Consider the following 18,055-nt stretch of genomic DNA (forward strand, 5'->3'; position numbering starts at 1 on the left):
GCGGACGATCCAGGACACGGGACGCCGGGTCAGTTGATCACAGGTGCCGTCCGCGGCTCGGGAAGGCGCCGCCACTTCTCCCGTACGACCACCTCGCTCAGCCGCCGGCCGTCGTCCGTGCGCAGCCGGGCAGGGACTTGCGTCCGGGGCGGCGGCCGCCGCGCGGATCACCGAGGTGAGATCCAGGACGTCGCGCCGCTCGCCGCGGAGATCCACGGGCTGGTGAGGGCGGGTCGACCGGAGTCGGCGGCGGGCCTGTTGCCGGAGGAGCGGCCGTACGAGACGGACGACGGGGTGCTGGCGCCTCTGCGCGCCTGGACGTGCCGATCAGGCCGCCTTGGCGACGCCGCCTCGGATCGCGGTCGCCCACTCGACGACGAGGAGCTCGTACTCCGCGCGCTCCTCGGCCGACAGGGTGCCGCCCGTGCGCTGCCACAGCGCACGGATCTCGTCGTTGACCTCGGCAGCGGACCGCACGGAACCAGGGGTCACGAAATGGGGGGACATGCGGACAAGCCTAGGGGCAGCCACTGACAGCCCGCTACCGGACGGCTACCCGATCGCTATGCGGTTGGTCACGAGACCCGGGTCACAGACCCCCGGCGTCAGCCCGCCGACTCGGCCGCGTGCGGGCTCAGCGCACCCGTGCTGACCAGGACGATGATGACGATGCCGAGTGCGATGCGGTACCAGACGAACGGCATGAAGCTCTTGGTCGAGATGAACTTCATGAACCACGCGATGACCGCGTAACCGACCCCGAAGGCGATGACCGTCGCGAAGATCGTCGGGCCCCACGAGACATGGCCGCCCTCCGTGGCGTCCTTGAGCTCGAACAGGCCGGAGGCGAGCACCGCGGGGATGGCGAGGAGGAAGGAGTAGCGGGCCGCGGCCTCGCGCTTGTAGCCCATGAACAGGCCGCCGCTGATGGTGGCGCCGGAGCGGGAGACGCCCGGGACGAGTGCCATGGCCTGGCAGATGCCGTAGATCAGGCCGTCCCGGACGCCCAGGTCCTCGAGAGCCTTGCGCTGCTTGGGCGCGCGGTGCTTGCCGCCGCTCTCGTCACGGGCCGCGAGCCGGTCGGCGACACCCAGGACGATGCCCATGCCGATCAGCATGGTGGCGGTGATCCGCAGATCACGGAACGGCCCCTCGATCTGGTCCTTCAGCGTCACGCCGAGCACACCGATCGGGATCGATCCGACGATCACCAGCCAGCCCATCCGGGCGTCGGGGTCGCTGCGCAGCGACTTGTCGGTGAGCGAGCGCGTCCACGCCGAGATGATCCGCCCGATGTCCTTGCGGAAGTAGATCAGTACGGCTGCCTCGGTGCCGATCTGCGTGATCGCCGTGAAGGCCGCGCCGGGGTCCTCCCAGCCCGAGAAGGCCGCCGTCAGCCGCAGGTGGGCGCTGGAGGAGACGGGGAGGAACTCGGTCAGCCCCTGGACGAGTCCGAGGATGAGTGATTCGAACCAAGACATGAGGTAGCGGAGTCCAAGTGCCGATCGTGGGACGGACGACGGGCGCACCGGGCCGCCGTTGCGATGAACGGGGGATCATGTGTGCCGAGGGGGAAGCGTAGCGCCCCCGGATGGCCGCTGGGACACAGGGGTTTGGAAGCCCTACCCGAGCAGGGGTGTTCAGGCCCCGGTGGGTCCGGTCACCGTCCAGCCGGGTGCCTGGGGGCGGGCCGTGAGGTCCTCGTGGCGTACCTCGTCGCCGCAGGCCCGGCAGGTGACGGCCGGGGCGAGGGGCCGTCCGCAGGAGTGCTCCAGGACCATCGGCCGGTCGCCGTCCGGCCGGAGGTGACGGTCGCCCCACGCCATGAGGGTCATCAGCACCGGCTCCAGCTCCAGTCCCGCCCGGGTCGGCCGGTACTCGAAGCGCTGCGGGCGCTCGCTGTACGGGTGCTTGGCCAGGATCCCGGCCTCGACGAGCCGGCGCAGCCGCGTGGTCAGGATGTCGCGCGGGGCGCCGATGTTGCGCACCAGCTGGTCGAACCGGCCGTTGCCCAGGCACACCTCCCGCAGCACGAGCAGGGAGTGCTTCTCGCCGACGAGCGCGAGGGTGTCGGCGATGGAGCAGGGGCGCGGGTCTTTGCGGGCGGCCATGGGACTCAGTCTAGAAGAGGGTTGGATTTTCCAACCCTGCGGGCTACGGTGAGTTCGGATTTCCTACTCACCGGTAGTCGTGGAGGCCCGCCCATGCGTGACGCAGTCATCGTCGAAGCCGTACGCACCCCGATCGGCAAGGGCAAACCGAACGGTGCCCTGGCGCACGTCCACCCCGTGGAACTCCTCGCCCACACCCTGCGCAGCCTCGTCGAGCGGTCCGGGATCGACCCGGCCCTGATCGACGACGTCATCGGCGGCACCGTCGACCAGGTCGGCGAGCAGGCCATGAACACCACCCGCTACGCCGTGCTGTCGGCGGGCTTCCCGGACTCGGTGCCCGCGACCACCGTGGACCGCCAGTGCGGCTCCTCCCAGCAGGCCGTGCACTTCGCGGCGCAGGGCGTCCTCTCGGGCGCCTACGACCTGGTCGTGGCCTGCGGTGTCGAGTCGATGAGCCGGGTGCCGATGTGGTCGAACGTGCCCGCGGGCAAGGACCCCTTCGGCCCCGGAGTCGCCGAACGCTACCCGGAAGGGCTTGTTCCGCAGGGGATCAGCGCCGAGCTGATCGCCGCCAAGTGGTCGATCGGCCGTGAGCAGATGGACGCCTTCGCCGTCTCCTCGCACCAGAAGGCCGCCGCGGCCTGGGAGAGCGGGCTCTTCGACGCCGAGGTCGCCCCGCTGGACGGACTCGCGCGCGACGAATCCGTGCGGCCCGGCAGCAGCACCGAGACCCTCGCCGGGCTCAGGCCCGCCTACCACGACCCTGTCTTCGCCGAGCGCTTCCCGCAGATCGAGTGGAACGTCACGGCGGGCAATGCCAGCCCGATCAACGACGGCGCCTCGGCGGTGCTGATCACCTCGAGCGAGACGGCGGCCCGGCTCGGCCTGCGCCCGCTCGCCCGGCTGCACAGCTTCGCCGTCACCGGCTCCGACCCACTGCTGATGCTCACGGGCGTGATCCCGGCGACCGAGAAGGTGTTGCGCAAGGCCTCGCTGACCCTCGACGACATCGACCTGTTCGAGGTCAACGAGGCCTTCTCCAGCGTCGTCCTGGGCTGGCGGCAGGAGACCGGCGCCGAGCTCGACCGGGTCAATGTGCACGGCGGCGCCATCGCGCTCGGGCATCCGCTCGGTGCGAGCGGAACCCGCCTGACGACGACGCTGGTGCACGCGATGCGGGAACGGGGCGCCCGCTACGGGCTCCAGACCATGTGCGAGGCGGGCGGACTCGCCAACGCCATGGTGCTGGAACGGGTGTGAGCCGGGCGGATGTGACGGCCCCTCAGAGCTGGCGCAGCCGGTGCCGCTTGCGCCAGGCCACCACCACGCCCGCCAGCGCGGGCAGGGCGATGCACGCCAGGGCGATCAGGAAGGCGGGAGAGGTCGGGGTCGAGGCGCGGGCGCCCGCGACGGCGTAGGCGGCGGTGTTCGGGATCGAACCGAGGGCCGTGGCCAGCAGGAACGGCAGCAGGCCCATCCGGGAGACGGAGGCGCAGTAGTTCGAGGCCCAGAACGGCACCCCCGGGAACAGCCGCACCGCCAGCATCGAACGGAAGCCGTGCCGGCTGAGCTGGCCGTCCGCGGCCTTCAGCCAACGCCCCCGCAGCAGAGGCCGCAGGGCGTCCTGGCCCAGCGCCCGGCCCAGGCAGAAGGCGATCCCCGCGCCGAGCACCGTGCCACCGAGGGCGACGCCGAGGCCCAGCTGCGAACCGAACAGGGCACCCGCGGCGAGGTTCAGCAGCGGCCTCGGCACGAACGCCACGGTGCACACGCCGTACGCCACCGCGAACACCGCCGCCGCGGCCGCTCCGCCGAGCTGCGGCGGCCAGCCCTCCGTCAGCAGCCGCTGCGGCTCGAACAGCAGCACCCCGCACGCGCCGGCGGCGAGCAGCGCGACGAGCAGCGACAGCCGCGACCACGGCGAGAGCAGGACTCTCGTGCAGCGGACGGCGAAACGGGTCGGTACGGCGGGCGGGACCGTCGGTGCCTGGGGAACGGCGACGGCGAGCTCCGCGGCGGTGGCCCGGGGAGAGGCCGTGGCGGTGCCCCCAGAGCGGGTGGTGGCATCGAGCATCCGGTGACACTAACCGACAAATGTGTGTGATCGCCGTATGGTTCGTCTCACGAGCGTCACAGGAGCCTGGGCGCGACCCCGTCCGGAGTCGAGCGAAAACCATTCGACGTGCGGTGAGGCGTCGGCGATGATCGACGACATGTTCCGGCACGCCTTCCCCCTCGCAGCATCCGTCGTCACGGATGCCCCGAAGGCTGCCGTCGCCGTTCTCACGGCCGTTGCCGACGGCGCCCGAAGCTGACCCTCTCCGGTTCCTCCGGCGGACCCCGCAAGGGGAGGGTCGGGCAGGTCCTCGGGGTCCCACGTTCTACTTCGCTGATCAGACGCTTCGAGGTACAGCCATGTCCAAGACGGCCTACGTCCGTACGAAACCCCACCTCAACATCGGCACGATGGGTCACGTCGACCACGGCAAGACCACCCTGACGGCCGCCATCACCAAGGTGCTCGCCGACCGCGGCGGCGGCGTGTTCGTGCCGTTCGACCGGATCGACCGGGCGCCCGAGGAGGCGGCGCGCGGCATCACCATCAACATCGCGCACGTCGAGTACGAGACCGACACCCGGCACTACGCGCACGTCGACATGCCGGGCCACGCCGACTACGTCAAGAACATGGTCACCGGCGCCGCCCAGCTGGACGGGGCGATCCTCGTCGTCTCCGCGCTCGACGGGATCATGCCGCAGACCGCCGAACACGTCCTGCTCGCCCGGCAGGTGGGCGTCGACCACATCGTGGTCGCCCTCAACAAGGCCGACGCCGGCGACGAGGAGCTGACCGACCTGGTCGAGCTGGAGGTCCGCGACCTGCTCACCGCCCACGGCTACGGCGGTGACTCCCTGCCCGTCGTACGGGTCTCGGGGCTGAAGGCGCTGGAGGGGGACCCGCGCTGGACGGCGTCGATCGAGGCGCTGCTCGACGTGGTGGACACCTATGTGCCGATGCCGGAGCGGTATGTGGACGCGCCGTTCCTGCTGCCCGTGGAGAACGTGCTGACCATCACCGGGCGCGGGACCGTGGTGACCGGGGCGGTCGAACGGGGTGTGGTGCGCGTCGGGGACCGGGTCGAGGTGCTCGGGGCGGCCGTCGAGACGGTGGTCACCGGACTGGAGACCTTCGGGAAGCCGATGGAGGAGGCACAGGCCGGGGACAACGTGGCGCTGCTGCTGCGCGGGGTGCCACGGGATGCCGTGCGTCGGGGGCATGTCGTCGCCGCGCCGGGGAGTGTCGTGCCGAGTCGTCGCTTCACCGCGCAGGTGTATGTGTTGTCCGCGCGTGAGGGAGGCCGTACGACAGCGGTGTCCACCGGGTACCGGCCGCAGTTCTACATCCGTACGGCGGATGTGGTGGGGGACGTCGACCTCGGTGAGGTCGGCGTCGCCCGGCCCGGGGAGACGGTGGTGATGACGGTGGAGCTGGGGCGGGACGTGCCCTTGGAGCCGGGACTCGGGTTCGCCGTGCGTGAGGGCGGCCGAACGGTCGGGGCGGGGACCGTGACCGTGGTCGGATGAGGGCGTGGGGCGGCTCCCGCGCCCCTTGACCGCGGGGTCCCGCCCTGACAATGGGAGAGTGAACGACTCCATTCCCGTGACCAGGACCACCGATCACGGCACCGCCAAGCTCATGCCCGACGTCGACCGGGACAGGGCCTGGCTGCTGACCGTGGACGGGGCGCCGCAGTCCTACGTCGATCTCGACGAGCCCGCGCACCTGGAGTTCGAGTACACACGGCGCCTCGGCCACGTGCTGGATGTCGTGGCCGAGCCGGGGCGGGCGCTGGACGTGGTGCACCTCGGGGGTGGGGCGCTCACCCTGCCCCGGTACGTGGCCGTGACCCGGCCCGGGTCGCGGCAGGACGTCGTCGAGGCCGACCGGGGGCTGCTGGAACTGGTGGCCGAGCACCTGCCGCTGCCGCACGGCGCGAACGTCGCCCTGCACGCGGCGGACGCACGCGACTGGCTGGAGAGGGCGCCCGCGGCTTCGGCGGACGTTCTCCTCGCGGACGTCTTCAGCGGGTCGCGGGTGCCGGCCCACCTCACCTCCGTCGCCTACGTCCGTGAGGTGGGGCGGGTGCTGCGGGACGGCGGGGTGTATCTCGCCAATCTCCCCGATGCCGCGCCGTTCGCCTTCCTGCGGTCGCAACTCGCCACCCTGGCCGGTGTCTTCGAGGAGCTCGTGCTGATCGCCGAGCCGGGGGTGCTGCGGGGGCGGCGGTTCGGGAACGCGGTGCTCGTGGCCGGGCGGCGGCCCGTCGACGTCGCCGCCCTCACCCGGCTCACCGCCGCCGACGCCTTCCCCGCCCGGGTCGAACACGGGGCCGGGCTGAGGGAGTTCATCGGGGGCGCGCGGCCGGTGCGGGACGAGGACGCTGTGCCCTCGCCCGAGCCCCCCGACGGGGCGTTCGGCATCGGCTGACGCCTCTTCGGTGCCGCCCCGGGCCACCGCCGGCGGCGCGGGTTGCGGGCGTCCGGCACGGTGGCGCAGTGGCGTGCACAGGCGCCGGGTCCGTCCCGAGGCTCCGGTGAACCGGGCCCGCCCCCGATCGGGGCGGGCCCGTCGGGTTCCCGCGTCAGCCGCCGGTCGGCTCACCGTGCAGGCGGACCGTGCTGAGGATCTTCATGATGGTCTTCTCGGGCACCTCGCCCGTGACGCCCTTGGCGCCGAAGAAGCTCCACGCGACGAAATCCCCGGCGGAGTTCTTGAAGCCGAACGTGACCGCCTTGCCGTCGCTCGCGCACTTCCCCTTGTCGGGGGTGTTCTCCGAGTACGCCCAGGCGACGCTGCCCTTCACGCCGGAGGCGGTGGTGTACGGCTTGGCCTTGTCGTCGGCCTTGACGCTCTTCTTGTCCGGCTGCGTGTAGCCGCCGTACACCCACCAGGCCACTTGGTTGACCGCGACCTCGTCCGTGTTCTTGGCGCCGTCGGCACCCTTGGTGCCCGCTCCGGCCAGGGACTCGGTCTCGCTCCTGCCGTCCTTGTCGTCGTCGCTCGTGCACCACTTGGACTTGTAGAACGCCGGTGCCGACATGAGGATCAGCGGCTTGCCGTCGTCGGACTTCTCGTCCTCGAAGAACACGGACGACGTCGGGGCGGCCACCTCCCAGTCCGCCGGGACGTCGAAGGCCGTGCCCCACTTGGGGTTGATGACGACCTTCCAGCCCTTGACCGTGGGCTGCTCCGCCTCGCCGCCGCGCGGGTTGTCGCCCGTGGCGGGGGCGCTGGGCTCCTCGGCCGAGGGGGCGGCCGACGTCCTGTCGCTCTTGCCGCCGCCGTCCGCCGTGGCGCCCTTGTCGCCTCCCAGCACCAGGAAACCGGTCACGCCGGCCGCCACGACCACCGCGGTGGCCGCGATGATCGCGACCAGCTTCGTCCGATTTCCGCCGCCACCGCCCTGCGGGGGCTGCGGCGCACCGGCCGGAGCCGGGGTGTTCCACTGCGGCTGCTGCCCATAGGGGTTGGGCTGCTGCTGGTATCCCGGCTGCTGGTACGGATTCGGCTGCTGGTACTCCGGCTGCTGGTACGGGTTGTTCCCTTGCGGGTTCTGCTCGCCCCCGGGCGGCTGCTGTCCTGGCCACATGGGCAGCCACCCTAGCCGCGCTCCGGACACGATTCGGTCACCGCCCGTGGACGGAGATGTAGCAACCCGGAGACGGAGCGGTGCGGCGGACGCCGTGCGGGCCGGTGCGGCGGTCGTCACACCTCCCTGGCCACCTGTCTCTACTCGTGAGTAACATGCGGTCATGAGCGCAGACCAGATGTCCATCGGCGAGATGCTCGCCGCCACGGTGCCCATGGCCCGGACCTTGAACCTCCAGTTCCTGGAGACCTCGCCGGAGCGGGCGGTGGTGTCGCTGCCGGACCAGGGCGAGTTCCACAACCACGTCGGTGGCCCGCACGCCGGTGCGATGTTCACGCTGGGCGAGTCCGCGAGCGGGGCGATCGTGCTGGCCGCGTTCGGGGACCAGCTCTCGCGTGCCGTGCCGCTCGCGGTCAGCGCCGAGATCTCCTACAAGAAGCTGGCGATGGGCGCCGTCACGGCCACGGCCACCCTCGGCCGCCCGGCCGCGGAGGTCGTCGCCCAGCTGGACGCCGGTGAACGCCCCGAGTTCCCGGTGGCCATCGCCATCCAGCGGGCCGACGGTGCCGTGACCGGCGAGATGACCGTGGTGTGGACCCTGCGGCCCAACGGCTGATCAGACTGTCGTGCGTGCGGGACCCCGGCCGGGTGCCGGGGCTTTCGCATGTCAGGGGGTCACGCCCCGGTGTCCGGGCCGGGCGCCGTCCAGCTCTTGTCGACGACGGGCAGCATCTCCTTGGGTGTCGCCTTCGTGGCGGGCAGGAAGCGGATGTCGAGGCCGGCGGCCGGGACGACCGCCTTGCGGACGGTGCGGAGGGGGCGGCCGGGAGGGAGGGGCGGGGGGTGATCATGCGGCCCATGCTGGTGCGCGGTGGTGGGAGCGCGCCGAGAGCCGCAGGGGAGTGGGCTGTGAAGGGGGAGATTTTGTGGACCAACCGTCTTTCCCCGCGCACAACTTGCCGCCCTCGGCGGCCGGGTTTTCGAAAGCCGGTGCGGATACCGCTGGTAACACATCTGAATTGCTCCCGCTGTGAACGTGCGTCATCCGAACTCCTTGTTACCTGCGAGTCGTATGTGCGAAAGTGAGCCGCCTCACAGTCGGGTCCGCAGCTGACACGGCACAGGTATGCACCAATCACGCACCTGCTTTCCAACGGACGCGCAATTCGCCTGCCGTTCTGCGGCTGGAAGGAAATGGTTCCGTGCAATCCCCCTACCCCCCACGCCCGCCGTACCCACCACGACCCGGAGCGGGGCCGGCGGAGTCCGACCGCAATCTCCTCGCCCGGGTCGGTGAACCGGATGAAGGGCCCCGCGCCGTCGCGCTGTTGCTGGCTCGGCACTGGCGCGCGGTCTACGAATACGCCGTCATCTGCCTGGCCTCCTCGGAGGATTCCGCGTCGATGGCGACGGCCGCCGCCTTCCGCGCGGAACTGGCCCGGCCGGGCGGCGGCGCCCTGCGCCCCCGGCTGCTCGCGGCCGTCCGGGAGACGGCCGGACAGTGGGCCGCCGACGACGGAATTTCCCATGTCCTGCCGGAACTCCGCAAAACCGTCGGCGCCCGGGGCCTGCGTGCCGCCCGCTCCCGTACGCCCGAAAGGCGACGCCTCGCGGAGCGCGCTTTCCGCGGGCTTCCGGGGGCCTCCCAATGCCTCCTGTGGCACACCGAGGTCGAGGCCGAGCCCATATCCGTACCGGCCGGTCTGCTGGGAGTGGATGCCGCTACCGCGTCGGCCGCCCTGGAGCAGGCACGTGAGCAATTCCGGACGGGATGCGTACGGGCACACCGGGAACTCGCGCCGACGCGGGAATGCCGCTACTACAACCGCCTGCTGGACGTCCCCATGCGCCGCGGCGGGGCCCTGCTGCCCGATGTGCAACGACATCTCATGGCATGCCGCTATTGCCGTCACGCCGTCGAACAACTCAGCCATTTCGAGGGCGGTCTCGAAGACCTGCTCGTCGAGACGGTGCTCGGCTGGGGCGCCCGCCGCTACCTGGAGTCACGGCCGGGCCGCGACACGAACCGGGGCGTGATGCCCACCGGCGGACGCCACCGCCACCGCCACCGCCTCCGGGCCCGTGCCCAGCCCGCCGACGGCCGGCCCGTACCCGCGAGAAGACACACGAAGGCACTGGCCGCCGCGGTCGGGGTGACCTCCCTGGTGCTCCTCGCGACCCTGCTCGCCGCCCGGGGCTGGACGGAGGAGAGCGGCACCGGCGACCCGCAGGCCACCTGGGGCGCGGTCAGCGGCCACACCGTCCGGCCGGACGGCGGGGGAACCTCGTCCGCGGGACCGGACGCCACGGACTCCTCGTCCGGATCCTCGACCGGCAATTCCTCGTCCGCCGGCTCATCGACGGCCGCCGCCGCGCCCGGCCCCGCCGAGGTGGCCCGCGGACGGCTGCGCAACCTCGACGCCGCCCTGTGCCTCGACGTCCGGGGTGGGCGGATTCGGGCCGACGTCCGCATCATGCTGGCCGCCTGCTCCATGGACGGCTCCCAGCGCTGGTCGTACCGGGACGACGGTGTTCTGCGCAGCGCCACCGACCCCACCCTGTGCCTCAATTCCGACCCGGCCGAGGGCTCGGTCGTCCTGGCCGACTGCCTCGTGCACGCCGGAGTCGTCCGCTACGACCTGACCGTGCGCGGCGAACTCCTGCCGCGCGGCGGCAAGGGACTGGCCGTCGCACCGGGGGAGGGCCGGGACGTGATCGTCGCCGGGCGCGACGGATCCCAGGCCCAACGCTGGGCGCTGGAACCGGTGGTCACCGCCAAAGGGCCGGGGGAGCCCCGGGAGAAGCGCGCCGAGGACGACCTGCGGGAGAACCGCGGGGAGGGGCGGCAGCCGGACGACGCCCCGTCCCGGCCGGGGTCGGGCGGCACGTCCGAAGACCGGCCACAGGAGCGGTACGAGACGCGGTTCGCGCAGGTGGACTGCTGTGCCGAGGCCGACGGGGCCCCCGGAACCGACGAGGCCGACGGGAGCGGCCGGGCCGGTGCGCCGCCCGGCTCCGGTGTCCTGGGTTCGGCGACCGCCACCCTGACCGACGCCGTGACGACGCCGCACAGCGCCGCGCTGCCGTAGGGCTCCCCTCGGGGTCGTCCCCTGGGGCGACCCCTGGAACGGCTGAGCCGCGAGGGACGTCCTACGAGCCGGTAGGCTTCCCGGGCACGCAGGGAAGCTCGGGGAAGGAACGGGCCTTGCACGTCCAGGAGTGGCTCGAAACCGTACCCGCGGTCGCCGTCTACGCACTGGTGGGGCTGGTCATCGGGCTGGAAAGCCTGGGCATCCCGTTGCCGGGCGAGATCATCCTGGTCTCCTCGGCACTGCTCGCGTCCCAGCACGGCGAGATCGACCCCGTCGTCCTCGGCGCGAGCGCCACGGCCGGCGCGATCATCGGCGACTCGATCGGCTACGCCATCGGCCGCAAGGGCGGGCGGCCCCTGCTGGCCTGGCTGGGCACCAAGTTCCCCAAGCACTTCAGCGAGGGCCACATCGCCACCGCCGAGCGCTCCTTCGAGAAGTGGGGCATGGGGGCCGTCTTCTTCGGCCGCTTCGTCGCCCTGCTCCGCATCTTCGCGGGCCCGCTCGCCGGTGTGCTCCGCATGCCGTACTGGAAGTTCCTCATCGCCAACGTCCTCGGCGGCATCGTCTGGGCGGGCGGCACGACGGCGGTCATCTACTACGTCGGCATCGTCGCGGAGTCCTGGCTGAAGCGCTTCTCGTGGCTGGGCCTGGTGGCGGCGGTCCTGGTGGGCCTCACGTCCGTGCTCGTGCTCAAGCGCAAGGCGAAGCAGGCTCAGCAGCAGACCCAGCAGGCCGGGACCGTGGCCGCCGCCGAGTAGCGCGGCCTTCTGCTACGCGTGCACCTCGCGGTGCGCCTTGGCGAGCTCGGCGTACATCGTGCCGTTGAGGGTGACCCCCTGCCGCTCCTCCTCCGACAGCTCCCGCCGTACCTTCGCGGGAACCCCCGCCACCAGCGAACCCGGCGGCACCACCATGCCCTGCGGCACCAGGGCCTGCGCGGCCACGAGCGACCCGGCTCCGATCACGGCGCCGTTCAGCACGGTCGCCCCCATGCCGATCAGGCAGTCGTCCTCCACGGTCGCCCCGTGCACCACCGCGTTGTGCCCGATGCTCACGCGCTCACCGACGCGCACGGGAAACCCCGGGTCGGCGTGGAGGGTGCAGTTGTCCTGGACGTTGCTGCTCGCCCCGACGGAGATCGCCTCGACGTCGCCGCGCACCACGGCCCCGTACCAGACGCTCGCGCCCGCCCCGAGTACGACGCTCCCGATCACCGACGCCGTCGGCGCCACGAACGCGGTCTCGTCGATCTCCGGCTCCCTGCCGCCGATGCCCGTGATCATCGCCCGCTGACCCATGTCCGCCTCCCGAACGTCGTAGACAACGCGCACACCGTACGTCACCCGGTAGGGCGAAGATCACAGGCAGGGGACGCCGCGGGGTGAGCGGCCGCTGAGTACGGTGAGCGGGTGCCGAAGCGCAAGAACACGTTCTCATCCTGGCGGCGTGGCCTCACGCAGCGCGCCGTCCACGCGGGCTGGGCCTGGCTGCAACGGACGGCCTCCGTGACCGCCGAGCACCCCGGCCGGTACCGGTTCGGTGCGATGGGAACAGGTACCAGGCTCGCCTTCCCGCTCGGCACGGTCTTCGGTGAACCGTGGATCCACCTGGGTTCCCACTGCATCATCGGCGAGCAGGTCACCCTGACCGCGGGCCTCATGCCCGACCTCGACCTCGGTCCGGATCCGATCCTGCGCCTCGGCGACGGCGTCGTCCTCGGCCGCGGCAGCCACGTCATCGCCGACACCACCGTGACGATCGGCAGCGACTGCTATTTCGGCCCATACGTCTACGTCACCTCCACGAACCACTCCTACGACGATCCGCACGAGCCGATCGGCAAGCAGTGGCCGCGGATGGAGCCGGTGGAGATCGGGCCCGGCTGCTGGATCGGCACCGGAGCGGTGATTCTTCCGGGCGCCCGGATCGGGCGGAACGTGGTGGTGGCCGCGGGCGCCGTCGTCCGGGGCGCCGTGCCCGATCACGCCGTGGTGGCGGGCGCGCCGGCCCGTGTCGTGAGGCGCTGGACCCCGGCCGACGGCTGGCAGCCCCCGCTGCGCACCCCGGCGCCCGTCCCGATACCGGAGGGCGTCACCTCCGAGCAGTTGTGTGCGCTGTCGGACCTGGACGAGGAGACGGCGGCCAGGCTGGCCGAGCTGGACGAGGAGGCGGCGGCGGGTCTCGCGGAGCTGGAGCCGGGGTCGTCCTGACCTCCATGAGGGGACCCCTCGGGTGCCCGGACGCAGAGGTGCGCCGTCTCTGGGGTCTGAGCCCGGATCAGCCCGAGGCCAGCAGCACCGTGCCCACCAGGGCCAGTCCCGCCCCCGCGCTCTGAATCGCCCGGAGCCGTTCGCGCAGCACGCCCCGTGCCGCCACGGCCGTCACCACCGGGTACAGGGAGGCCAGCACGGCGGCGACCGTCACCGGGCCGTGCTGCGCGGCGATCGAGTACGTGCCGTTCGCGGCGACGTCCGCGAGGCCGACGAAGGCGAGGGCGGGCAGGGAGTGCCAGGGGAAGCCCTTCGCCGGGAGTGCGGGCGACCCGCGCCGCACCGAGACGTACAGCGCCAGGCCGCCGGCGGCGACATTCGTCACCCGCTGCACGAACAGTGCCAGGAACAGCCCGGTCAGTGTGGTTGACGCCTCGGCGATCAGAGCCATGACCGCGCCGAAGCCGAACGCCGCGAGCAGGGTCAGGGCGATGGCCTGGCGCTGGACGGGAGCGCCGCGGAACTGGGGGCCGCCGGCCAGGCACACTCCCGCGACGGCGACCAGGATGCCGAGGAACTGCACCAGGCCGGGGCGTTCGCCCAGCACCAGGCCCACGCCGACCGGCACCGCCACGCCGATCGACCCCAGCGGCGAGACCACGCCCATCGGGCCCAGCGCGAGCGCCTTGTAGAAGGCGAGCATCGCCACCGGCCCGGCCAGCCCGGCCGCCACGGCGAACCACAGTTGCGGCCCCGCCTCGCTCCAGCCGCCGGTCGCCATCACGACCGCGCCCAGCACGGCCACCGCGATCGACTGCGAGACGACGACCACCGTGAGCGCGGGCGTGCGCCGGGACAGCAGGCCGCCGCCGAAGTCGGCCAGCCCCCACAGCAGGCTGGTGGCCAGGGCGAAGAGCGCTGTCATGGGGCGGATACCTCGCAGTACAGTTCAGTGAACGATCAGGTGCAACCACACCATAGTGCAGTCGACTGCACTGTGTCATACAGAATATTGGACGGAACGTGTCGGACCTCGACCTGCTGACCCAGTCCCTGGCGCGGAGCGTCAAGCACTGGCGCGCGGTACGCGGCTTCACCCTGGACGTGCTCGCCGCCCGGGCGGGGGTCAGCCGCGGCATGCTCATCCAGATCGAGCAGGCCCGCACCAACCCCAGCCTCGGCACCGTCGTCAAGATCGGTGACGCGCTCGGCGTCAGCATCACCACCCTGCTCGAGCACGAGCAGGCCCCGAACGTCCGCGTCATCCCGGCCGAGCAGGCCGTACGGCTGTGGCACACCGACGCCGGCAGCTACAACCGGCTCCTCGCGGGCACCGAGGCGCCCGGCCCGCTGGAGATGTGGGACTGGCGCCTCATGCCCGGCGAGAGCAGCCCCTCGGACCCGCACCCGGCCGGCACGACCGAACTGCTCCACGTCACGGCGGGCGAGCTCACCCTCACCGTCGACGGCGTCGAACACCGCGTGCCCGCCGGCGCCAGCGTCCACTTCGAGGCCAACGTCCCGCACACCTACGGCAACACCGGCGACGTGCCCATGGAGATGGTCATGGCCGTCTCGGTGCCGCCCGTGACCTGAGACACCCGGCCCACCACCGGTCCCTTGTTGTCGGCGTGCGCTCATGCGCGCACCCATCGGACACTTCGACAACGCCCGCCCGGCCCCCGCCTGCCTCGACGAACGCACCGCCCCGGTGGCCGACGCCGTACGCCACTGGCGGGGCGGTGTCCCCGCCGAGCACATCGTCTACGTCGACACCGACCCGGAGTGGGCCGACACCGCCACCTTCGTGGAGCACTACGGGCAGGACCTGCTGGAGCGTTCGGCGAACTGCGTGGTCGTCGCGGGCAAGCGGGGCGCGGAGTCCACGCTCGCCGCGTGTGTCGTGCTGCCCACCACCCGGGTCGACGTGAACGGCGCCGTGCGCCGTCGGCTCGGTGCCCGCAAGGCGTCCTTCGCCTCGATGGACACGGCCACCGGCGAGACCGGCATGGAGTACGGCGGCATCACCCCGCTCGGACTGCCGGAGGGCTGGCCCGTCCTGGTGGACGCCGTCGTCGTCGACCTGCCCTATGTGCTGGTCGGTAGCGGCCGGCGGCGCGGCAAGCTGCTCGTCCCGGGCAAGGCGTTCGCGGAACTGCCGGGCGCCGTCGTGCTGGAGGGCCTCGGGCTCCGCTGACCTACGCCGCGATGTGATGGGCCAGCCGAAGGTGGGGGTCGCTCTCGCCCGGGGCCGGCTCGGGATCCGCGTGCACCAGGGCCGCGGTCAGCCGCGGTACCGCGTGCAGCAGCGCGTGCTCGGCCTCCACGGCGATGTGGTGGGCCTCGCGCACCGTCACGTCGCCGTCCACCACGACCGCCACCTCGGCGCGCAGCCGGTGGCCGATCCAGCGCAGCCGGAGCTCACCCACCCCGCGCACCCCGGGCACCTCGGTCAGGGCCCGTTCGGCCCGGTCCACCAGAGCCGGGTCGACGGCGTCCATCACCCGGCGGAACACCTCACGGCCCGCGTCCCGCAGCACCAGCGCGATCGCCGCCGTGATCGCCAGCCCGACGATCGGATCGGCCAGGTGCCAGCCCAGGGCCGAGCCCCCGGCGCCCAGCAGCACGGCCAAGGAGGTGAAGCCGTCCGTACGGGCGTGCAGTCCGTCGGCGACCAGGGCTGCCGAGCCGATCGAACGGCCGACGCGGATGCGGTAGCGGGCCACCCACTCGTTGCCGGCGAAGCCCACGAGAGCGGCCACGGCGACCGCCGGGACGTGCTGGACGGGGCGCGGATCCAGCAGCCGGTCCACCGCCGTCCAGCCCGCGAAGGCCGCGGACGCGGCGATCGTCAGCACGATCACGAGCCCGGCCAGGTCCTCGGCCCGCCCGTAGCCGTAGGTGAAGCGGCGGGTGGCCGCACGCCGGCCCAGCACGAAGGCGATCCCGAGGGGCACGGCGGTCAGCGCGTCCGCGGTGTTGTGCACCGTGTCCCCGAGCAGTGCCACCGATCCGGACAGGGCCACCACGACCGCCTGGGCCAGCGCCGTCACCCCGAGGACGGCGAGCGAGACCCACAACGCACGCATCCCGCGCGCCGAGGACTCCAGCGCGGAGTCGACCTTGTCGGCCGTCTCGTGGGAATGCGGGGTGAGCAGATGGCTCAGCCGCCGGCGCAGGCCGTGCCGGTGGCCGTGACCGTGGCTGTGGCCGTGGGCGTGGTCGTGCGGGTGGGAGTGTTCGTGCCGGTCGCTCACGTGGATCCCCTTTCGGTGCGCGCGAGAGTGGACGTACCCGTCCCGGGACGCCATTATGTGCGTATGAGCGCACGCATGCACTTGTCAGCTACGCATGATGCGCATCCGCGCAGCCCCGGCGACGAGCAGTTCGCCCTCGCCGCCGAACTCCTCGCCCTGCTGGGGGACCGGACCCGGCTCGCGCTGCTGCACGCGCTGACCGGGGGAGAGGCCGACGTCACGACCCTCACGGAAGCGTGCGGGGCGGCCAGACCGGCCGTCAGCCAGCACCTGGCGCGACTGCGCCTCGCGGGCCTGGTGAACACGCGGAAGGAAGGCCGCCGGGTGGTCTACTCACTCCGCGACGGCCATCTGCGCCGGCTCGTCGACGAGGCGCTGAACGTGGCCGACCACCGCCTCAGCGACCGGCCCCCGCACGACTGAGTCAGTACCGCGCCGCCGTCCCGAGGTACTGCTCGGCGAAGGCGGCGGCCGCCGCGGGCGAGGTGAACAGGCGGCGCAGCCGGGCGAGTGCGGTGCCCGCGCGGAACGGGTCGCCCGCCGCCGTGCCGTGGTACACCTCGGACAGCCACTGCGAGAACTCCTGGTAGTCCCACACGCGCCGCAGACACGCCTCCGCGTAGCCCGCGAGCCCGCTGCCGTCGCCGGCGGTCAGCCGGGCGGCCAGCGCGTCGCCGAGCAGGAACGCGTCGTGCAGGGCGAGGTTCATGCCCTTGGCGGCGATGGGGGCGACCAGATGGGCCGCGTCGCCGGCGAGGAACAACCGGCCGTGCGCCATCGGCTCGACCACGTAGTCGTGCATGTCCAGCACGCGCTTCTCGATCAGCCGCCCCTCGGTCAGCGGCGGCACACCGGCCGCCCCGAGGCGCTCCCGGAGCTCGGCCCAGACGCGCTCGTGCGGCCAGTTCGCCGGGTCGTCGCCCGGCGGGCACTGGAGGTAGTAGCGGGTCACCTCCGGGCTGCGGGGCATCTGGCCGGCGAACCCGCGCGCGTGGCATCCGAACAGCACGCAGTCGGCGGACGGCGGGGCCTCGGCGAGCAGGGCCAGCCAGCCGACACCGTAGTCGTGCCGCGCGATGCGGACCCGCTCGGGCGGGAGCGAGGCCCGGCTCACCCCGCGCGCCCCGTCGCAGCCGGCGACGAAGTCGCAGTGCGCCACGCGGCTTTCACCCGTCTCCGGGCAGGTGTACGACACCCGGGGCCGGTCGGTGTCGAGGTCCTGGATCCGCACGTCCCGGACCCCGAAGCGGATCTCTCCGCCCCGAACGTCGGCGTACTCGCGCACCAGGTCCGTCACCAGCAACGGCTGCGGGTAGACGAAGTGGTGGCTGCCCGTCAGCTCGCCGTACGGGAACCGGTAGCGCTGCCCGTCGAAGCGGAACTCGCACGCGGTGTGCAGCTCGGCGCGGTCCAGCAGGTTCCGGGCGAGGCCCCGCTTCTCCAGGCCGCGCACGGCCCATTCCTCGATGACCCCGGCCCGGGGCCGCTGTTCGACGAACGCACGGGTCTCCGTCTCCAGCACCAGGCAGTCCACGGACGCGGCCCGCAGGATGTTGCCGACGGTCAGACCCGCGGGACCGGCGCCCACGACGACGACCGGGAAGCGTTGCGGGGCGCCGGAGCCGGCGGACGGGAGGGCGTGGGTCATGCGCACATTATGGAGGCCGGTCCCGGGGGACGGGCACCCGCGCGACGGCCACCTCCCATGCCTCGCTCGATCTCCCCGGACCG

General features: G+C 72.4%; 19 protein-coding genes and 2 pseudogenes. 10 read left to right on the forward strand and 11 right to left on the reverse strand.

All coding sequences use genetic code 11. The annotated features are described in order from the left end of the window. Nucleotides 1-29: 29 nt before the first annotated feature. The 4 genes and pseudogenes from QNO09_RS15800 to QNO09_RS15820 all read right to left on the reverse strand — a co-directional run. Nucleotides 30-131: pseudogene (locus tag QNO09_RS15800) on the reverse strand (nuclear transport factor 2 family protein); the annotation flags it as partial. Between the two features lie 196 nt (nt 132-327). Continuing rightward, on the reverse strand, nt 328-507 hold the full coding sequence (locus QNO09_RS15810) for a hypothetical protein (RefSeq protein ID WP_283970817.1): 180 nt from the start codon (nt 505-507) through the stop codon (nt 328-330). 98 nt (nt 508-605) lie between these two features. Next, complete coding sequence (locus QNO09_RS15815; protein WP_283970818.1) at nt 606-1,481, reverse strand: undecaprenyl-diphosphate phosphatase; 876 nt, start codon at nt 1,479-1,481, stop codon at nt 606-608. A gap of 159 nt (nt 1,482-1,640) precedes the next feature. Next, entirely contained in the window at nt 1,641-2,111 is a 471-nt protein-coding gene (locus tag QNO09_RS15820; protein ID WP_283970819.1) for a winged helix-turn-helix transcriptional regulator, read from the reverse strand. A gap of 93 nt (nt 2,112-2,204) precedes the next feature. Here QNO09_RS15820 and QNO09_RS15825 point away from each other — a divergent pair, with 93 nt between their 5' ends. Beyond that, nucleotides 2,205-3,374, forward strand: coding sequence for a thiolase family protein (locus tag QNO09_RS15825; protein ID WP_283970820.1), 1,170 nt, complete (start codon nt 2,205-2,207; stop codon nt 3,372-3,374). Nucleotides 3,375-3,396: 22 nt separating this feature from the next. Here QNO09_RS15825 and QNO09_RS15830 read toward each other — a convergent pair whose 3' ends face one another. Next, the gene (locus QNO09_RS15830) at nt 3,397-4,188 is read right to left on the reverse strand and encodes a TVP38/TMEM64 family protein (RefSeq protein WP_283970821.1); all 792 of its coding nucleotides are present in this window, start codon (nt 4,186-4,188) and stop codon (nt 3,397-3,399) included. Between the two features lie 341 nt (nt 4,189-4,529). Here QNO09_RS15830 and tuf point away from each other — a divergent pair, with 341 nt between their 5' ends. Both tuf and QNO09_RS15840 read left to right on the forward strand, forming a co-directional pair. Next, entirely contained in the window at nt 4,530-5,699 is a 1,170-nt protein-coding gene (gene tuf, locus QNO09_RS15835; protein ID WP_283970822.1) for an elongation factor Tu, read from the forward strand. Nucleotides 5,700-5,757: 58 nt separating this feature from the next. After that, nucleotides 5,758-6,603: a spermidine synthase gene (locus QNO09_RS15840; protein ID WP_283970823.1), complete on the forward strand. Its 846-nt coding sequence runs from the start codon at nt 5,758-5,760 to the stop codon at nt 6,601-6,603. A gap of 154 nt (nt 6,604-6,757) precedes the next feature. On the opposite strand, the gene QNO09_RS15845 is transcribed toward QNO09_RS15840, so the two are convergent. Beyond that, nucleotides 6,758-7,765 (reverse strand): DUF8017 domain-containing protein, encoded by a 1,008-nt coding sequence (locus QNO09_RS15845; RefSeq protein WP_283970824.1) that lies wholly within the window; start codon nt 7,763-7,765, stop codon nt 6,758-6,760. 178 nt (nt 7,766-7,943) lie between these two features. Between QNO09_RS15845 and QNO09_RS15850 the strand changes: the two genes are divergently transcribed. Beyond that, complete coding sequence (locus QNO09_RS15850; RefSeq protein ID WP_283971006.1) at nt 7,944-8,381, forward strand: DUF4442 domain-containing protein; 438 nt, start codon at nt 7,944-7,946, stop codon at nt 8,379-8,381. Between the two features lie 95 nt (nt 8,382-8,476). On the opposite strand, the pseudogene QNO09_RS15855 reads toward QNO09_RS15850, so the two are convergent. Beyond that, nucleotides 8,477-8,584, reverse strand: a pseudogene (locus tag QNO09_RS15855) (UTP--glucose-1-phosphate uridylyltransferase); the annotation flags it as partial. A gap of 383 nt (nt 8,585-8,967) precedes the next feature. On the opposite strand from QNO09_RS15855, the gene QNO09_RS15860 reads away from it, so the two are divergent. Beyond that, complete coding sequence (locus QNO09_RS15860) at nt 8,968-10,854, forward strand: RICIN domain-containing protein (protein WP_283970825.1); 1,887 nt, start codon at nt 8,968-8,970, stop codon at nt 10,852-10,854. Between the two features lie 116 nt (nt 10,855-10,970). Further along, on the forward strand, nt 10,971-11,615 hold the full coding sequence (locus QNO09_RS15865; RefSeq protein ID WP_283970826.1) for a DedA family protein: 645 nt from the start codon (nt 10,971-10,973) through the stop codon (nt 11,613-11,615). A gap of 12 nt (nt 11,616-11,627) precedes the next feature. Here QNO09_RS15865 and QNO09_RS15870 read toward each other — a convergent pair whose 3' ends face one another. Continuing rightward, nucleotides 11,628-12,155 carry a gamma carbonic anhydrase family protein gene (locus QNO09_RS15870; RefSeq protein WP_283970827.1) on the reverse strand — a complete coding sequence of 176 codons (528 nt, stop codon included), beginning with the start codon at nt 12,153-12,155 and terminating at the stop codon, nt 11,628-11,630. A gap of 111 nt (nt 12,156-12,266) precedes the next feature. Between QNO09_RS15870 and QNO09_RS15875 the strand changes: the two genes are divergently transcribed. Next, nucleotides 12,267-13,067, forward strand: coding sequence for an acyltransferase (locus tag QNO09_RS15875; RefSeq protein ID WP_283970828.1), 801 nt, complete (start codon nt 12,267-12,269; stop codon nt 13,065-13,067). A 67-nt stretch (nt 13,068-13,134) separates the two neighbouring features. Here the strand turns inward: QNO09_RS15875 and QNO09_RS15880 are convergent, their stop codons facing one another. Beyond that, nucleotides 13,135-13,992 (reverse strand): EamA family transporter, encoded by an 858-nt coding sequence (locus tag QNO09_RS15880; protein WP_283970829.1) that lies wholly within the window; start codon nt 13,990-13,992, stop codon nt 13,135-13,137. 98 nt (nt 13,993-14,090) lie between these two features. On the opposite strand from QNO09_RS15880, the gene QNO09_RS15885 reads away from it, so the two are divergent. Further along, nucleotides 14,091-14,663 (forward strand): helix-turn-helix domain-containing protein, encoded by a 573-nt coding sequence (locus QNO09_RS15885; RefSeq protein WP_283970830.1) that lies wholly within the window; start codon nt 14,091-14,093, stop codon nt 14,661-14,663. 43 nt (nt 14,664-14,706) lie between these two features. After that, a complete protein-coding gene (locus QNO09_RS15890; RefSeq protein WP_283970831.1) occupies nt 14,707-15,264 on the forward strand; it encodes a YbaK/EbsC family protein in 558 nt (185 codons plus the stop codon). 1 nt (nt 15,265) lies between these two features. Here QNO09_RS15890 and QNO09_RS15895 read toward each other — a convergent pair whose 3' ends face one another. Further along, on the reverse strand, nt 15,266-16,324 hold the full coding sequence (locus QNO09_RS15895; RefSeq protein WP_283970832.1) for a cation diffusion facilitator family transporter: 1,059 nt from the start codon (nt 16,322-16,324) through the stop codon (nt 15,266-15,268). Nucleotides 16,325-16,387: 63 nt separating this feature from the next. On the opposite strand from QNO09_RS15895, the gene QNO09_RS15900 reads away from it, so the two are divergent. After that, nucleotides 16,388-16,747: an ArsR/SmtB family transcription factor gene (locus QNO09_RS15900; RefSeq protein WP_283970833.1), complete on the forward strand. Its 360-nt coding sequence runs from the start codon at nt 16,388-16,390 to the stop codon at nt 16,745-16,747. Nucleotide 16,748: 1 nt separating this feature from the next. On the opposite strand, the gene QNO09_RS15905 is transcribed toward QNO09_RS15900, so the two are convergent. Next, nucleotides 16,749-17,972, reverse strand: coding sequence for a 4-hydroxybenzoate 3-monooxygenase (locus tag QNO09_RS15905; protein WP_283970834.1), 1,224 nt, complete (start codon nt 17,970-17,972; stop codon nt 16,749-16,751). Nucleotides 17,973-18,055 lie beyond the last annotated feature (83 nt).

Source organism: Streptomyces sp. 378, from assembly GCF_030124145.1.
In the GTDB taxonomy this organism is placed as follows: domain Bacteria; phylum Actinomycetota; class Actinomycetes; order Streptomycetales; family Streptomycetaceae; genus Streptomyces.

What these genes read in the sequence shown, in the direction of transcription:
- QNO09_RS15880 (WP_283970829.1), bottom strand. Translation starts at nt 13,992, where the DNA reads ATGACAGCGCTCTTCGCCCTGGCCACCAGCCTGCTGTGGGGGCTGGCC.
- QNO09_RS15900 (WP_283970833.1), top strand. Translation starts at nt 16,388, where the DNA reads ATGAGCGCACGCATGCACTTGTCAGCTACGCATGATGCGCATCCGCGC.
- QNO09_RS15845 (WP_283970824.1), bottom strand. Translation starts at nt 7,765, where the DNA reads ATGTGGCCAGGACAGCAGCCGCCCGGGGGCGAGCAGAACCCGCAAGGG.
- QNO09_RS15820 (WP_283970819.1), bottom strand. Translation starts at nt 2,111, where the DNA reads ATGGCCGCCCGCAAAGACCCGCGCCCCTGCTCCATCGCCGACACCCTC.
- tuf (WP_283970822.1), top strand. Translation starts at nt 4,530, where the DNA reads ATGTCCAAGACGGCCTACGTCCGTACGAAACCCCACCTCAACATCGGC.
- QNO09_RS15810 (WP_283970817.1), bottom strand. Translation starts at nt 507, where the DNA reads ATGTCCCCCCATTTCGTGACCCCTGGTTCCGTGCGGTCCGCTGCCGAG.
- QNO09_RS15890 (WP_283970831.1), top strand. Translation starts at nt 14,707, where the DNA reads ATGCGCGCACCCATCGGACACTTCGACAACGCCCGCCCGGCCCCCGCC.
- QNO09_RS15870 (WP_283970827.1), bottom strand. Translation starts at nt 12,155, where the DNA reads ATGGGTCAGCGGGCGATGATCACGGGCATCGGCGGCAGGGAGCCGGAG.
- QNO09_RS15905 (WP_283970834.1), bottom strand. Translation starts at nt 17,972, where the DNA reads ATGACCCACGCCCTCCCGTCCGCCGGCTCCGGCGCCCCGCAACGCTTC.
- QNO09_RS15850 (WP_283971006.1), top strand. Translation starts at nt 7,944, where the DNA reads ATGTCCATCGGCGAGATGCTCGCCGCCACGGTGCCCATGGCCCGGACC.
- QNO09_RS15815 (WP_283970818.1), bottom strand. Translation starts at nt 1,481, where the DNA reads ATGTCTTGGTTCGAATCACTCATCCTCGGACTCGTCCAGGGGCTGACC.
- QNO09_RS15825 (WP_283970820.1), top strand. Translation starts at nt 2,205, where the DNA reads ATGCGTGACGCAGTCATCGTCGAAGCCGTACGCACCCCGATCGGCAAG.
- QNO09_RS15830 (WP_283970821.1), bottom strand. Translation starts at nt 4,188, where the DNA reads ATGCTCGATGCCACCACCCGCTCTGGGGGCACCGCCACGGCCTCTCCC.